Source organism: Pseudomonas mandelii, from assembly GCF_900106065.1.
Taxonomy (GTDB): Bacteria; Pseudomonadota; Gammaproteobacteria; order Pseudomonadales; family Pseudomonadaceae; genus Aquipseudomonas; species Aquipseudomonas mandelii.
In genome coordinates this window covers 2,219,207-2,233,720 of sequence record NZ_LT629796.1, presented here as the reverse complement: position 1 = coordinate 2,233,720, position 14,514 = coordinate 2,219,207, and the positions used below count along the sequence as shown (strand labels likewise).

Genomic DNA, 14,514 nt, shown 5'->3' with positions numbered 1-14,514 from the left:
CTATTTCTCCTGACTGACAGCCGCGCAAATTAAATTGATGCCGCGGGCCTGAATCTGATCGCGTGCCGCTAGTGGCAGGCGTTCATCGGTAATGAGGGTATGGACGCTGCTCCAGGGCAGCTCCAGATTAGGAATCTTGCGGCCGATCTTGTCGGCCTCCACCATCACGATCACTTCACGGGCGACGTCAGCCATGACCCGGCTCAGACCCAGCAATTCATTGAAGGTGGTGGTACCGCGAACCAGGTCTATGCCATCGGCACCGATGAACAACTGATCGAAGTCGTAAGAGCGTAGTACTTGCTCGGCGACCTGGCCTTGAAAGGACTCGGAATGCGGGTCCCAAGTGCCACCGGTCATCAACAGCACCGGCTCGTGTTCGAGTTCGCTCAACGCATTGGCAACGTGCAAGGAGTTGGTCATCACCACCAAGCCCGGCTGTTGGCCGAGTTCCGGGATCATCGCGGCGGTGGTGCTGCCGCTGTCGATGATGATCCGAGCATGCTCACGAATCCGCGTAACAGCAGCGCGGGCGATGGCTTGCTTGTATTTGGAAACCGGTTGACCGATGTCGGCTACCAGCTCCTGAGGCATGGTGATCGCTCCGCCGTAACGGCGTAGCAGCAGACCATTACTTTCAAGTGCGGCCAAATCCTTGCGAACCGTAACTTCTGAAGTTTCGAAGCGCTTGGCCAGCTCGTCCACACTGACTTCGCCCTGTTCATTGAGCAAGGCGAGAATGTTGTGGCGGCGTTGGGGTGTATTGCGTTTCGACATGAGCGAGTAAGTTTCGATTCGAAAGATAACGGAAGCAATCAAAACCTATTGGCGAAACTTCGTCAAGTCTGCGCTAGAAAAATTATCTGTGGATAAAAGCTTCGCGGGCAAGTCGGATCGCCGCCCGCTCGCTCCTAAGGGCCAGAGTCGTTCACAAAATTTGTTAACGACATGGATCCTTCAGGAGCGAGTGGGCGGCGATCCGACTTGCCCGCGAAGGCAATCTCAAAACCGCCGCAACGCACTGTGGATAACTCAGCTCTTTTTGATCTTCACCGGCCGTTTCCAGCCATCGATGTTCTTCTGACGTGCCCGCCCCACAGCCAACTGCGCGTTATCCACATTCTGCGTGATGGTTGAACCGGCCGCCGTCGTCGCACCGGAAGAGATATCCACAGGCGCCACCAACGAGTTGTTGGAACCGATGAACACGTCTTCACCCAAGACGGTTTTCCACTTGTTGGCGCCATCGTAGTTGCACGTGATGGTGCCCGCGCCAATGTTGGTGCGCGCACCGATCTCGGCATCGCCCAGGTAGGTCAAATGACCGGCCTTGGCGCCTTCACCCAGGTGGGCGTTTTTCAGTTCGACAAAGTTACCCACATGCGCGCGAGCTTCAAGCACCGTACCCGGACGCAGACGTGCGAATGGACCGGCATCGCTGCCTTCGCCCAGGATCGCACCTTCGATATGGCTGTTGGCTTTGATCACCACGCCTTTGCGCAGGGTGCTGTCCTTGATCACACAGTTCGGGCCGATCACCACGTCATCTTCAATGACGACCTTGCCTTCAAGGATCACGTTGATATCGATCAGCACGTCTCGGCCGACGGTGACTTCACCGCGTACATCGAAACGGGCCGGGTCACGCAGGGTCACGCCTTGAGCCATCAAGCGGCGACCGGCGCGCAACTGATAATGACGCTCGAGTTCGGCGAGCTGCTTGCGGTCGTTGGCGCCCTGCACTTCCATGGCGTCATGGGGATGCTCAGTGGCCACCACCAGACCATCGCTGACTGCCATTGCGATCACGTCCGTCAGGTAATACTCGCCTTGGGCATTGTTGTTGGAGAGACGGCTCATCCATCCACCCAGCTGTGCGAAAGGCAGGGCCAGAATGCCGGTGTTGCCTTCGGTGATTGCGCGCTCGGACTCGTTGGCGTCTTTCTGCTCAACGATGGCCGTGACCTTGCCGGCGGCATCGCGGACGATGCGGCCATAACCGGTCGGGTCATCCAGCTCGACGGTGAGCAAGCCCAGTTGCTGCGGGGCCACTTTCTTGAGCAAACGTTGCAAGGTTTCAACTTCGATCAGCGGAACGTCACCGTACAGGATCAGTACGGTGTCGGACTCGATGAACGGCACGGCCTGAGCCACCGCATGGCCGGTACCCAGCTGTTGGTCCTGCAGGACGAAATTCAGATCATCCGCCGCCAGACGCTCGCGCACCGCTTCGGCGCCATGGCCAATCACCACGTGGATGCGCTGTGGATCAAGTTGCCGGGCGCTGTGGATAACATGGCCAAGCATCGAGTTGCCGGCGATCGGGTGCAGAACTTTCGGCAACGCCGAACGCATGCGAGTGCCTTGGCCGGCAGCGAGAATAACGATTTCAAGAGACATGACTGGCTACCAATCCTGGGTGGTCAGCGGCTGCGACCAGGTTATGAAAAACGGAAAAGAAAAAAGGGTAGCCGAGGCTACCCTTTTTAATCAATCGCGCAACAAGCAATGGCCTATTAGTGGCCAAACTTCTTGCGGATCTGCTGGACGGTGCGCAGCTGAGCTGCGGCCTCGGCCAGACGTGCGGCAGCAGAACCGTAATCGAATTCCGCGCCCCGCTCATGCAAGGCCTTCTCGGCAGCCTTAACGGCTTCCTGAGCGGAGGCTTCGTCCAGGTCGGCAGCACGTTGCACGGTGTCGGCAAGAACCTTGACCATGTTCGGCTGAACCTCGAGGAAACCACCGGAGATGTAATACACCTCCTCTTCCCCGCCCTGCTTGATCAGGCGGATCGGACCCGGCTTGAGATTAGTGATCAGCGGCGCGTGACCCAAGGCGATACCAAGATCACCCAGTGCACCGTGCGCAACCACCATCTCGACCAGGCCGGAAAAGATTTCCCCTTCCGCGCTGACGATATCGCAATGGACTGTCATAGCCATCTGATTGCCTCAACCTAAATTAGCGCCCGTTGCCGGGCGCCGGGATTACAGTTTCTTGGCTTTCTCGATCGCTTCTTCGATGCCGCCGACCATGTAGAACGCTTGTTCTGGCAGGTGGTCGTAGTCACCGTTGAGGATGCCTTTGAAGCCAGCAATGGTGTCTTTCAGGGAAACGTATTTACCCGAAGCACCGGTGAAGACTTCAGCCACGAAGAACGGCTGCGACAAGAAACGCTGGATCTTACGAGCACGGTTTACCAACTGCTTGTCGGCTTCCGACAGCTCGTCCATACCCAGGATCGCAATGATGTCCTTCAGTTCTTTGTAACGTTGCAGAACATACTGTACGCCGCGAGCGGTGTCGTAGTGGTCCTGGCCGATTACGTTCGGGTCCAGCTGGCGCGAAGTCGAGTCGAGTGGATCGACCGCTGGGTAGATACCCAGGGAAGCGATGTCACGGGACAGAACGACGGTGGCGTCCAAGTGGGCGAAGGTGGTCGCTGGCGACGGGTCAGTCAAGTCATCCGCAGGTACGTATACCGCTTGGATCGAGGTGATCGAACCGTTCTTGGTCGAAGTGATACGCTCTTGCAGAGTACCCATCTCTTCGGCCAGGGTCGGCTGGTAACCTACTGCGGAAGGCATACGGCCCAGCAGTGCGGATACTTCAGTACCGGCCAGGGTGTAACGATAGATGTTGTCGACGAACAGCAGAACGTCGTTACCTTCGTCACGGAACTTCTCGGCCATGGTCAGGCCGGTCAGTGCTACGCGCAGACGGTTACCCGGCGGCTCGTTCATCTGACCGTAAACCAGTGCCACTTTGTCCAGAACGTTGGAATCCTTCATCTCGTGGTAGAAGTCGTTACCCTCACGAGTACGCTCACCCACACCGGCGAACACGGAATAACCGCTGTGCTCGATGGCGATGTTACGGATCAGTTCCATCATGTTTACGGTTTTGCCTACACCGGCACCACCGAACAGACCGACTTTACCACCCTTGGCGAACGGGCAAACCAGGTCGATAACCTTGATGCCGGTTTCCAGCAGGTCGTTGCCGCCCGCTTGTTCAGCGAAGGTTGGCGCAGGACGGTGAATGCCCCAGCGCTCTTCGGTGTCGATCGGGCCAGCTTCGTCGATCGGGTTACCGAGGACGTCCATGATCCGGCCCAGGGTCGCTTTACCGACTGGTACGGAGATGGCTGCGCCAGAGTCGGTGACTTCCAGACCGCGCTTCAAGCCTTCGGTGGAACCCATCGCAATGGTACGAACCACGCCGTCGCCCAGCTGTTGCTGAACTTCGAGGGTGGTTTCAGCCGCGCTCACTACTTTCAGCGCGTTGTAGATGCTCGGTACGCTGTCGCGTGGAAATTCCACGTCGATAACGGCGCCGATGATTTGAACGATACGTCCGCTACTCATAGCTGGATCCTCTGAATATTTGAACCGTTAAACCGCGGCAGCGCCGCCGACGATTTCCGAGATCTCTTGGGTGATCGCAGCCTGACGCGCCTTGTTGTAGACCAGCTGCAAATCGCTGATCAAATCACCGGCGTTGTCGGTAGCGTTCTTCATCGCGATCATCCGCGCAGCTTGTTCAGCCGCGTTGTTCTCGACCACCGCCTGGTAGACCTGCGACTCCACGTAACGGACCATCAAGCCGTCAAGCAGCTCTTTGGCGTCCGGTTCGTACAGATAATCCCAGTGGTGCTTGAGTTCCTGATCCGGGGTTGCCACCAGCGGAATCAACTGCTCCACGGTAGGCGATTGCGTCATGGTGTTAACGAATTTGTTGGACACCACGGACAGGCGGTCAATACGGCCGTCCAGGTAGGCATCCAGCATCACCTTGACGCTGCCGATCAGGTCATTGATCGACGGCTCTTCACCCAGGTGGCTGATAGCTGCTACGACGTTACCGCCGAAGTTGCGGAAGAAAGCCGCACCCTTGCTACCAACAACACACAGATCAATCTCGACGCCGTTTTCGCGGTTTACCGCCATGTCCTTGACCAAAGCCTTGAACAGGTTGGTGTTCAAGCCACCACACAGACCACGGTCACTGCTCACCACGACATAACCGACGCGCTTTACTTCACGGTCGAGCATGAATGGGTGGCGATATTCCGGGTTGGCGTTGGCCAGATGGCCAATAACCTGGCGGATGCGCTCCGCATAAGGACGGCTAGCAGCCATGCGCATTTGTGCCTTGCGCATTTTACTGACCGCCACTTTTTCCATGGCGCTGGTAATCTTTTGCGTGCTTTTGATGCTCGCAATCTTACTGCGAATCTCTTTTGCGCCTGCCATGTAACACCTATCAGGTTAGCAAGCGGGAGCCTTGCGGCTCCCGCTGCGGCTTACCAGGTTTGGGTGGCCTTGAACTTCTCGATACCGGCTTTCATGCCAGCGTCGATTTCGTCATTGAAGTCACCCTTCACGTTGATCTTCGCCATCAAATCGGCGTGATCGCGGTTGAAGAAAGCAATCAGCGCTTGTTCAAAGCTGCCGACCTTGGCGATTTCGACGTCAGTCAGGAACCCACGCTCAGCGGCATACAGCGACAGCGCCATGTCAGCGATCGACATTGGTGCGTATTGCTTCTGCTTCATCAGCTCGGTAACGCGCTGACCATGCTCAAGTTGCTTACGGGTCGCTTCGTCCAGGTCAGAAGCGAACTGGGCGAATGCCGCCAGTTCACGGTACTGAGCCAGAGCGGTACGGATACCACCGGAGAGCTTCTTGATGATCTTGGTCTGAGCGGCACCACCCACACGGGATACCGAAACACCGGCGTTCACAGCAGGACGGATCCCGGAGTTGAACATGGCCGATTCCAGGAAGATCTGACCGTCGGTGATGGAAATCACGTTGGTCGGAACGAACGCGGAAACGTCGCCAGCCTGGGTTTCGATGATCGGCAGTGCGGTCAGGGAACCGGTTTTGCCGGTCACTGCGCCGTTGGTGAACTTCTCTACGTACTCTTCCGAAACGCGGGATGCGCGCTCCAGCAGACGGGAGTGGAGATAGAACACGTCGCCTGGGTAAGCTTCACGGCCTGGTGGACGGCGCAGCAGCAGGGAGATCTGGCGATAAGCCACTGCTTGCTTGGACAGATCGTCATAAACGATCAGCGCGTCTTCACCGCGGTCGCGGAAGAATTCACCCATGGTGCAACCGGAGTACGGTGCCAGGAATTGCAGTGCTGCAGATTCCGAAGCGCTCGCTGCCACGACGATGGTGTTAGCCAGTGCGCCGTTTTCTTCCAGCTTGCGAACCACGTTGGCGATGGTCGATTGCTTCTGACCGATCGCGACGTAGACGCAGAAAATGCCGCTGTCTTTCTGGTTGATGATCGCGTCGATCGCCAGAGCGGTTTTACCGATCTGACGGTCACCGATGATCAGCTCACGCTGGCCACGGCCGACAGGAATCATGGCATCGACAGCCTTGTAGCCAGTCTGTACAGGCTGGTCTACCGACTTACGCCAGATCACGCCTGGAGCAACTTTCTCGACCGCATCGGTCTCGGTGTTGTTCAGCGGACCTTTGCCGTCAACTGGGTTACCCAGTGCGTCGACTACGCGACCCAGCAGTTCCTTACCAACCGGAACTTCGAGGATACGGCCGGTGCACTTGGCGCTCATGCCTTCAGCCAGAGACTGATAGGAGCCCAATACAACGGCACCTACGGAGTCTTGCTCCAGGTTGAGAGCCATACCGAAGACGCCGCCCGGAAACTCGATCATCTCGCCGTACATGACATCGGCCAGACCGTGAATCCGCACGATACCGTCAGATACGCTGACGACAGTGCCTTCGTTACGGGCTTGGGAGGTCACATCGAGCTTGTCGATGCGGCCCTTGATAATTTCACTTATTTCGGAAGGATTGAGTTGCTGCATTGCTCTGCTGCCCCTTCAAACTCAAGATTTCAATGCTTCGGCAAGGCTCGCGAGTTTGCCGCGAACCGAGCCATCGATAACCAGGTCGCCGGCGCGGATGACAATGCCCCCAATAAGGGATTTGTCTTCCTCGACTTGCAGGCGCACTTCCCGGTTGAGTCGTGCACTGAGAACCTTGGCGAGTTTGTCTTGCTGTTCTTGGTTCAATGCAAAAGCACTGGTCACTTCAACGTCTACCGACTTCTCTTGTTCAGCCTTGTACAGGTCGAACAGAGCGGATATCTCCGGCAAAAGCGGGAGACGGTCGTTTTCGGCAACGACGTGAATGAAGTTCTGTGCCTTGGCATCAAACTTGTCGCCGCACACGTCAATAAACGTGGCGGCCTTGTTTGCGCTCGTCAGTCGCGGGGCCTTGAGCACGCGCTGCATAGTGCCGTCTTGCGACACTGCTGCAGCCAGGCCGAGCATGGCTGACCAAGAGGCCAGTTGCTGGTGGGCCTGGGCGTGCTCGAAGGCTGCCTTAGCGTAAGGTCGGGCCAACGTGGTCAATTCTGCCATGATCGCCCTCGCTTAAATTTCAGCAGCCAGTTTGTTTACCAGCTCCGCGTGCGCGTTTTGATCGATTGTGGAACCCAGGATCTTCTCGGCGCCAGAGACTGCCAGGCTACCCAATTGGGCACGCAGCGCGTCTTTGACACTGTTCAGTTCCTGCTCGATCTCGGCCTGAGCCTGAACCTTCACACGGTCAGCGTCGATACGGGCTTTTTCAACAGCCTCTTCAACGATCTGGTTACCGCGTTTCTTGGCTTGCTCAATGATTTCGGCTGCCTGAGCTTTTGCTTCGCGCAGTTGCTGACCCGCTTTATCTTGGGCCAGCTCCAGGTCGCGAGCTGCTCGGGCGGCAGCGTCCAGTCCATCCGCGATCTTCTTCTGACGTTCGTGCAAAGCCGCGATGACCGGAGGCCACACGAACTTCATGCAAAACAGTACAAAAATGAAGAACGCAACGGACTGGCCAATCAGGGTTGCATTAATGTTCACGCCAACACCTCGCTCGTTCGTTGCACATCACACCAATTACTCGAAGGTTCGAGTAATTAGCCAGCGAGTTGACCAACGAATGGGTTCGCGAAAGTGAAGAACAGAGCGATACCAACACCGATCATGGTTACGGCGTCGAGCAGACCGGCAACGATGAACATTTTAACTTGCAGCATTGGAACCATTTCTGGCTGACGCGCTGCGCCTTCCAGGAACTTGCCGCCCAACAGGCCGAAACCAATTGCGGTACCCAGTGCGCCCAGGCCGATCAACAGTGCAACAGCGATAGCGGTTAGACCAACTACAGTTTCCATCTTTCCTCCCGACTTTTACGTCGTATGGTTTAGGTTTTTTAGATTTTAAAGCGGTAAAACAAATCGTTTCATAGCCCTGTTCGGGCCCCCACCCGTTTGACCGGATGGGACATCAGACTAGTCGAGACTGGTCTTAATGGTTCTCTTCGTGTGCCATCGACAGGTAGACGATGGTCAGCATCATGAAGATAAACGCCTGCAGGGTGATGATCAGGATGTGGAACACAGCCCACGCCCACTGCAGAACTACGCCCAGGCCGCTAAGCCAGAGCAGACCGCTGCCGAACATCACAGCAATCAGAATGAAGACCAGTTCGCCGGCGTACATGTTGCCGAACAGACGCAGTGCCAACGAGATTGGCTTGGCGATCAGTGTCACGAACTCCAGCAGGAAGTTCACCGGAATCAGCAGGGCTTGAACGAAGATGTTCTTGCTGCCGAACGGGTGCAGGGTCAGTTCGCCGATAAAGCCGCCGATGCCCTTGACCTTGATGCTGTAGAAAATGATCAACGCGAACACCGACAGGGCCATGCCCAGGGTAGCGTTCGGGTCAGTGGTGGATACGGCACGGAATGGAATGTGCGCATCACCAGTGATCAGGATGGCCAGCTGAGGAATCCAGTCGACCGGAATCAGGTCGACGGCGTTCATCAGGAAGACCCAGACGAAGATGGTCAGTGCCAACGGTGCAATCACCGGGCTACGGCCATGGAAGCTGTCTTTCACGCTGCCATCGACGAATTCGACCAATACTTCAACGAAGTTCTGCAAAGCACCAGGCTGACCGGAAGTCGCCTTCTTCGCCGCCATGCGGAAAAGAAGAACGAAGATCAGACCCAACGCGACCGACCAGCCGAGAGTATCGACGTGGAAAGCCCAGAAGCCCATTTCTTTGGCTTCTGCTGCGGTGTGGGCAAAACCCCACCCGCCAGTTGGGTGCTGACCGAAGGTCAGGTTCTGCAAGTGGTGCTGGATATAGCCCGAAGCGGTTGTTTCTGCCATGGTTGCCTCAAACGCCCTAAGGTCTCGAAAGTCTTGTTCTCATCAGCAGGGGCGCGAACCAGCTGACCAGTTGGGTCAACACGAAGACGCCGAATACAGCTAGCGGCGCCAATGGCTTCACACCTGCGAACGTCAATGCAAAGAGCACTGCCGTCAAAATCAGTTTGCCCGCCTCACCGGCATAAAAAGACCGGACGATGGCTTGGGCTGCTCGGGCGCCGGAAAACCGAAATGCCCTGTGAGCGAAATAAACATTGGGCAGCAAAGCTATCAGGCCTCCGCAGAGTCCTGAGTACCCGGCAACGACTCCGTGCCATTGCCAGAGCGCCAAAGCGGCGATCAGCAAAACGACAAACTGAGCCATTAACACCGGAAAAACTGCCAGGCGATGGAACGGCAAGCGGTTTGGCGTGCGGCTTTCCATCACAATTACTCCCCAATGGTCGGCTGCCAGAATTCAATAACTTGGCATAATTTGTGCCGACAAAATGCGCGCAGAGTATAGGGGCGGTTCTGCCCCTATTCAACCGTCAGGTAGTGATTTCCGACTGCACGCTACATGAGGAAATGTTTCAACGAATGTGCGCGAGCACACCTTGAAGCTCATCGAGGGAGTTGTAACCAATAACCAACTGCCCTTTCCCCTTCTTTCCGTGGCGGATCTGCACCGCAGAGCCTAGGCGTTCAGCCAGGCGCTGCTCGAGTCGGGCGATATCAGGGTCCTGTTTAACCGGTTCAGCAGGCTCCTGTTTGCCACTCAACCACTGGCGAACCAGTGCCTCGGTTTGGCGCACCGTCAGCCCTCGTGCGACAACATGTCGCGCCCCTTCAACCTGTTGATTCTCCGGTAAACCGAGCAAAGCACGCGCATGACCCATTTCCAGGTCGCCGTGCGACAGCATGGTTTTGATAACTTCCGGCAACGCGATCAAGCGTAGCAGGTTGGCCACGGTCACGCGGGATTTGCCCACGGCTTCGGCGACTTGCTGCTGAGTCAGCTGGAATTCCTGCTGCAAACGCTGCAAGGCCACGGCTTCTTCGATGGGATTGAGGTCTTCGCGCTGGATGTTCTCGATCAGCGCCATGGCGATCGCGGTTTCATCCGGCACATCGCGAACCATCGCCGGGATGGTTTCCTGGCCAGCCTGCTGGCTGGCGCGCCAGCGGCGTTCACCGGCGATGATTTCAAATCGACCGCTGCCAATCGGACGCACCACGATCGGCTGCATCACGCCCTGGGCCTTGATCGACTGCGCCAGTTCTTCCAGCGCCTGAGGATCCATGTCCCGACGCGGCTGGTACTTGCCGCGCTGGATCAAGTCCAGGGGCAGGTGCTGCAGCTCACGCTGATCGGCCTGGACCGCTTGTTCTTCCAGCGAGCTGACAGTCGGACCACTCAGCAGTGCATCCAGTCCACGTCCGAGACCTCGTTTCTTGACGGCCATGGGGATTCCTTAAGTTGCCTGAGCGGCGGCGGTGCGTGAGTTTTTGCGTTGACGACGAACAAGCTCGCCGGCCAATGCCAGATAGGCGATAGCGCCACGCGATGCTTTGTCGTAGGCCAGCGCCGGCATGCCATAGCTAGGTGCTTCGGCCAGACGGATGTTGCGCGGGATGACGGTGTCGTACAGCTGCTCGCCGAAGTGCTCCTTGAGCTGCGCCGATACATCGTTCATCAGGCTCAGGCGCGGGTCATACATGGTCCGCAACAGGCCTTCGACTTTCAGATTCGGGTTGAGCAATTCAGCGATGCGCTTGATGTTATCCACAAGGTCGCTCAAACCTTCGAGCGCGAAGTACTCGCACTGCATGGGGATAATTACCCCGTCAGCCGCAACCAACGCGTTCAGCGTCAGCATCGACAACGACGGCGGGCAGTCGATCAAAATGTAATCGTAGTTTTCACGGATCGGCGCCAACGCACTGCGCAGGCGACTTTCCTTCATCTGCATTTCCAGCAGAACCACTTCGGCTGCAGTCAGGTCACGGTTGGCCGGCAACAGCTGGTATCCGCCGTGCTCGGAGTAGTGCATGGCCTCAGCCAGGTCACACTCGCCGATCAGCAGGTCGTAGACCGAGTTTTCCAGCCCGTGTTTATCCACACCGCTACCCATGGTGGCGTTGCCCTGTGGATCGAGATCGATCAACAGCACCCGGCGCTTGGTAGCGACCAGGGAAGCTGCGAGGTTGATGCAGGTGGTGGTTTTACCCACACCACCTTTCTGGTTCGCTATCGCGAATACCTTAGCCATTCTTGCTTGTGTTCCCAATCATGCCGTGCGGCGCAGTATCAGCAGATGGCGTTGGCCTTGGCAACCAGGTACGGCCAGGGCGTGTTCGCTATCGAGGTGGAAGTCTGCCGGCAATGCTACCAGCTCATCAGCCGGATGAACGCCCTTCATTGCCAGCCAGCGTGTATCGGCATCGCCCAAGTGGCGAGTCCAGTTGCTGAAGTTTTCCATGCTGCTGAACGCCCGGGAGATGATCCCGTTGAATGGCTGGGCAGGCTGGAAAGCTTCGACACGACTGTGGATAACTTGCAGGTTGTCCAGTTTGAGTTCGAGTTTGACCTGGGTCAGGAAGCGGGTTTTCTTGCCGTTGCTGTCCAAACAGGTCACTTGCGAGTCTGGAAACAGGATGGCCAACGGAATACCCGGCATGCCGCCGCCGCTGCCAACGTCCAGCCAGCGACCATTCTCGACAAACGACATCACGCTCAAACTATCGAGCAGATGACGGGAGACCATTTCGTCCGGATCGCGCACGGCAGTCAGGTTGTAAGCCTTGTTCCATTTGATCAACAGGGCCAGGTAGCCCAGCAGCTGCGCATGCTGGGCTTCTGTCAGCGTGACACCGAGCTGGCGAGCGCCTGTGGATAACTCTTCGGCATGTTGCGAGGTGACCAACGAACTCAAGCGCTTTGCTCCAACTGACGGCCCGCGCCGCGTTTTTTCAAATGAATCATCAACAGCGAAATCGCTGCCGGCGTGACACCCGGGATACGTGACGCCTGGCCCAAAGTCTCTGGACGGGTCGCGCCGAGCTTGCTCTGGATCTCTTTTGAGAGACCGGAAATGTTTGTGTAATCGATATCCACAGGCAGTTTTGTATCTTCGCTGGCCCGCAGGCGAGCGATTTCATCCTGCTGGCGATCGATGTAGCCGGCGTACTTGGTCTTGATTTCGACCTGCTCGGCGACTTGTGGATCTTCCGCGCCCCCACCGGTCACGGCGATCAGACCAGCGTAGTCGATTTCCGGACGGCTCAGCAGGTTGAGCAAATTGTATTCGTGAGTCAGCGGCGTACCGAACTTCTCGGAAATCGTATCGCCCTGCTCAGTGCCCGGGCGGACCCAGGTACTTTTCAGGCGCTGTTCTTCAAGGTCGATGCTTTCGCGTTTCTTGCAGAAGGCCGCCCAACGCGCGTCATCCACCAGACCCAGCTCGCGACCTTTTTCGGTCAGACGCAGGTCGGCGTTGTCTTCACGCAGGATCAGGCGGTACTCGGCACGGGAAGTGAACATCCGGTACGGCTCTTGAGTACCGAGAGTAATCAGGTCGTCGACCAACACCCCGATGTACGCCTCGTCGCGACGCGGGCACCAGGCATCTTTGCCCTGCGCACGCAGAGCCGCGTTGGCGCCAGCCAGCAAACCCTGGGCGCCGGCTTCTTCGTAACCAGTGGTGCCGTTGATTTGCCCGGCGAAAAACAGACCGCCGATGACTTTGGTTTCGAGGCTGTACTTCAGGTCACGCGGGTCGAAGTAGTCGTACTCGATGGCATAGCCAGGACGAACAATGTGCGCGTTTTCCATGCCGCGGATCGATTGCACGATCTGCAGTTGCACGTCGAACGGCAAGGATGTGGATATCCCGTTCGGGTACAGCTCGTGCGTAGTCAAACCTTCCGGCTCGATGAAGACCTGGTGGCTTTCCTTGTCGGCAAAGCGGTGGATCTTGTCTTCGATCGACGGGCAATACCGCGGGCCGATGCCTTCGATCAGCCCTGCATCGGAATACATCGGAGAACGATCGAGGTTGGCGGCAATGATTTCGTGGGTGCGAGCGTTGGTGTGGGTAATCCAGCAGCTCACCTGTTTCGGATGTTGCTCTTTGGACCCCATGAACGACATCACCGGGATCGGTGTATCGCCTGCTTGCTCGGTCATCACCGAGAAATCCACAGAACGACCGTCGATCCGCGGTGGCGTACCGGTTTTCAGGCGACCGACTCGCAGCGGCAATTCACGCAGACGATGAGCCAGGGCGATCGATGGCGGATCGCCGGCACGGCCACCGGAGTAATTCTGCAAGCCGATGTGGATAAGTCCACCGAGGAAGGTGCCAGTGGTCAACACCACGGAATCGGCGAAGAAACGCAGACCCATCTGGGTGACAACACCGCGCACTTGTTCCTGCTCGACGATCAGGTCATCAGCAGCTTGTTGAAATATCCACAGGTTCGGCTGGTTTTCCAAAGCTTCGCGGACAGCGGCCTTGTACAGAACCCGGTCTGCCTGAGCGCGAGTCGCTCGTACGGCCGGACCTTTGCGGCTGTTCAACACGCGAAATTGAATACCACCTTTGTCGGTAGCCATGGCCATCGCGCCGCCGAGGGCATCGATTTCTTTCACCAGATGGCTTTTACCGATCCCACCGATGGCGGGGTTGCAACTCATGGCACCGAGGGTTTCCACGTTATGCGTCAACAACAGGGTTTTTGCACCCATACGTGCTGAGGCCAGTGCTGCCTCGGTACCGGCATGACCGCCGCCGATGACGATCACTTCAAAACGGGAAGGGAAATCCACCACGCACCTCGTGCCTGCTTCAGTTAGGTAATCAGGAATAGTTTGAGCTCAGGTTTCTGGACCTGGTCGACAAGTATAGGGACTTCGCCCTTCCTAAAGAACCCTTTGCACAAAATTTAACCAGCTGTGGAGAAGTCGGGGTTATAGAAATTAAAAAGAGAGAAATTTATTAAATCTTTGTTTTTATGTTTATTTCTACTGAGTCACATTTCTGTGGATAGATCGCTACAAGCCTTTATATTCAATATGTACAGCGATTCAAAACCCTGTGGTCATGTACCAAGGAGGCCCTTGGATAACCGGTTTAAGCCTGTGGATGAAAGGGATGGTTATCCACAGGGGCGGTTATCTTCAGTTTTCACGCCCTGTTATCAACTGCCCTTAGTGGCACTTACTCACAGGGCTTAATCCACAGATAAATGCTGATCGAGCAAATTCCGGACACGGAAAATCCGCTCAAGCAGAAAGAATCTGCTCGGCACTGGAGGAAATTTAA

The 14,514-nt window shown here is 56.7% G+C and carries 15 protein-coding genes; all 15 read right to left on the bottom strand.

Annotated features, from left to right (window positions below; all coding sequences use genetic code 11):
* Complete coding sequence (locus BLU63_RS10080) at positions 1–777, bottom strand: DeoR/GlpR family DNA-binding transcription regulator (protein ID WP_010465456.1); 777 nt, start codon at positions 775–777, stop codon at positions 1–3.
* A gap of 255 nt (positions 778–1,032) precedes the next feature.
* On the bottom strand, positions 1,033–2,400 hold the full coding sequence (gene glmU / locus BLU63_RS10075; protein WP_010465458.1) for a bifunctional UDP-N-acetylglucosamine diphosphorylase/glucosamine-1-phosphate N-acetyltransferase GlmU: 1,368 nt from the start codon (positions 2,398–2,400) through the stop codon (positions 1,033–1,035).
* A 116-nt stretch (positions 2,401–2,516) separates the two neighbouring features.
* Positions 2,517–2,942 carry a F0F1 ATP synthase subunit epsilon gene (locus BLU63_RS10070; RefSeq protein ID WP_010465460.1) on the bottom strand — a complete coding sequence of 142 codons (426 nt, stop codon included), beginning with the start codon at positions 2,940–2,942 and terminating at the stop codon, positions 2,517–2,519.
* A 45-nt stretch (positions 2,943–2,987) separates the two neighbouring features.
* The gene (atpD, locus tag BLU63_RS10065) at positions 2,988–4,367 is read right to left on the bottom strand and encodes a F0F1 ATP synthase subunit beta (protein WP_008155715.1); all 1,380 of its coding nucleotides are present in this window, start codon (positions 4,365–4,367) and stop codon (positions 2,988–2,990) included.
* Between the two features lie 27 nt (positions 4,368–4,394).
* Positions 4,395–5,255: a F0F1 ATP synthase subunit gamma gene (gene atpG, locus BLU63_RS10060; RefSeq protein WP_010465463.1), complete on the bottom strand. Its 861-nt coding sequence runs from the start codon at positions 5,253–5,255 to the stop codon at positions 4,395–4,397.
* A gap of 50 nt (positions 5,256–5,305) precedes the next feature.
* Positions 5,306–6,850, bottom strand: coding sequence for a F0F1 ATP synthase subunit alpha (gene atpA, locus BLU63_RS10055; protein WP_010465465.1), 1,545 nt, complete (start codon positions 6,848–6,850; stop codon positions 5,306–5,308).
* A 21-nt stretch (positions 6,851–6,871) separates the two neighbouring features.
* On the bottom strand, positions 6,872–7,408 hold the full coding sequence (locus BLU63_RS10050) for a F0F1 ATP synthase subunit delta (RefSeq protein WP_010465467.1): 537 nt from the start codon (positions 7,406–7,408) through the stop codon (positions 6,872–6,874).
* 12 nt (positions 7,409–7,420) lie between these two features.
* Positions 7,421–7,891: a F0F1 ATP synthase subunit B gene (locus tag BLU63_RS10045; RefSeq protein WP_007948090.1), complete on the bottom strand. Its 471-nt coding sequence runs from the start codon at positions 7,889–7,891 to the stop codon at positions 7,421–7,423.
* Between the two features lie 56 nt (positions 7,892–7,947).
* Positions 7,948–8,205, bottom strand: coding sequence for a F0F1 ATP synthase subunit C (atpE, locus tag BLU63_RS10040; protein ID WP_002555987.1), 258 nt, complete (start codon positions 8,203–8,205; stop codon positions 7,948–7,950).
* 133 nt (positions 8,206–8,338) lie between these two features.
* A complete protein-coding gene (gene atpB / locus BLU63_RS10035; protein ID WP_010465471.1) occupies positions 8,339–9,208 on the bottom strand; it encodes a F0F1 ATP synthase subunit A in 870 nt (289 codons plus the stop codon).
* Positions 9,209–9,224: 16 nt separating this feature from the next.
* Complete coding sequence (locus BLU63_RS10030) at positions 9,225–9,632, bottom strand: F0F1 ATP synthase subunit I (protein ID WP_010465473.1); 408 nt, start codon at positions 9,630–9,632, stop codon at positions 9,225–9,227.
* Positions 9,633–9,780: 148 nt separating this feature from the next.
* The gene (locus tag BLU63_RS10025) at positions 9,781–10,653 is read right to left on the bottom strand and encodes a ParB/RepB/Spo0J family partition protein (RefSeq protein ID WP_077748853.1); all 873 of its coding nucleotides are present in this window, start codon (positions 10,651–10,653) and stop codon (positions 9,781–9,783) included.
* Between the two features lie 9 nt (positions 10,654–10,662).
* The gene (locus BLU63_RS10020; RefSeq protein WP_010465477.1) at positions 10,663–11,460 is read right to left on the bottom strand and encodes a ParA family protein; all 798 of its coding nucleotides are present in this window, start codon (positions 11,458–11,460) and stop codon (positions 10,663–10,665) included.
* A gap of 18 nt (positions 11,461–11,478) precedes the next feature.
* Positions 11,479–12,123, bottom strand: a complete 645-nt coding sequence (gene rsmG, locus BLU63_RS10015) for a 16S rRNA (guanine(527)-N(7))-methyltransferase RsmG (protein ID WP_077748852.1) — start codon at positions 12,121–12,123, stop codon at positions 11,479–11,481.
* A complete protein-coding gene (gene mnmG / locus BLU63_RS10010; protein WP_083375399.1) occupies positions 12,120–14,018 on the bottom strand; it encodes a tRNA uridine-5-carboxymethylaminomethyl(34) synthesis enzyme MnmG in 1,899 nt (632 codons plus the stop codon). Before mnmG ends, rsmG begins: the two co-directional genes overlap by 4 nt.
* Positions 14,019–14,514: the final 496 nt, after the last annotated feature.

Excerpts from the sequence above, each read along its gene's own strand:
- BLU63_RS10025 (WP_077748853.1), bottom strand. The coding sequence starts at position 10,653 with ATGGCCGTCAAGAAACGAGGTCTCGGACGTGGACTGGATGCACTGCTG.
- atpB (WP_010465471.1), bottom strand. The coding sequence starts at position 9,208 with ATGGCAGAAACAACCGCTTCGGGCTATATCCAGCACCACTTGCAGAAC.
- BLU63_RS10070 (WP_010465460.1), bottom strand. The coding sequence starts at position 2,942 with ATGGCTATGACAGTCCATTGCGATATCGTCAGCGCGGAAGGGGAAATC.
- BLU63_RS10020 (WP_010465477.1), bottom strand. The coding sequence starts at position 11,460 with ATGGCTAAGGTATTCGCGATAGCGAACCAGAAAGGTGGTGTGGGTAAA.
- atpD (WP_008155715.1), bottom strand. The coding sequence starts at position 4,367 with ATGAGTAGCGGACGTATCGTTCAAATCATCGGCGCCGTTATCGACGTG.
- atpE (WP_002555987.1), bottom strand. The coding sequence starts at position 8,205 with ATGGAAACTGTAGTTGGTCTAACCGCTATCGCTGTTGCACTGTTGATC.
- BLU63_RS10080 (WP_010465456.1), bottom strand. The coding sequence starts at position 777 with ATGTCGAAACGCAATACACCCCAACGCCGCCACAACATTCTCGCCTTG.
- glmU (WP_010465458.1), bottom strand. The coding sequence starts at position 2,400 with ATGTCTCTTGAAATCGTTATTCTCGCTGCCGGCCAAGGCACTCGCATG.
- atpG (WP_010465463.1), bottom strand. The coding sequence starts at position 5,255 with ATGGCAGGCGCAAAAGAGATTCGCAGTAAGATTGCGAGCATCAAAAGC.
- BLU63_RS10030 (WP_010465473.1), bottom strand. The coding sequence starts at position 9,632 with ATGGAAAGCCGCACGCCAAACCGCTTGCCGTTCCATCGCCTGGCAGTT.
- BLU63_RS10050 (WP_010465467.1), bottom strand. The coding sequence starts at position 7,408 with ATGGCAGAATTGACCACGTTGGCCCGACCTTACGCTAAGGCAGCCTTC.
- atpA (WP_010465465.1), bottom strand. The coding sequence starts at position 6,850 with ATGCAGCAACTCAATCCTTCCGAAATAAGTGAAATTATCAAGGGCCGC.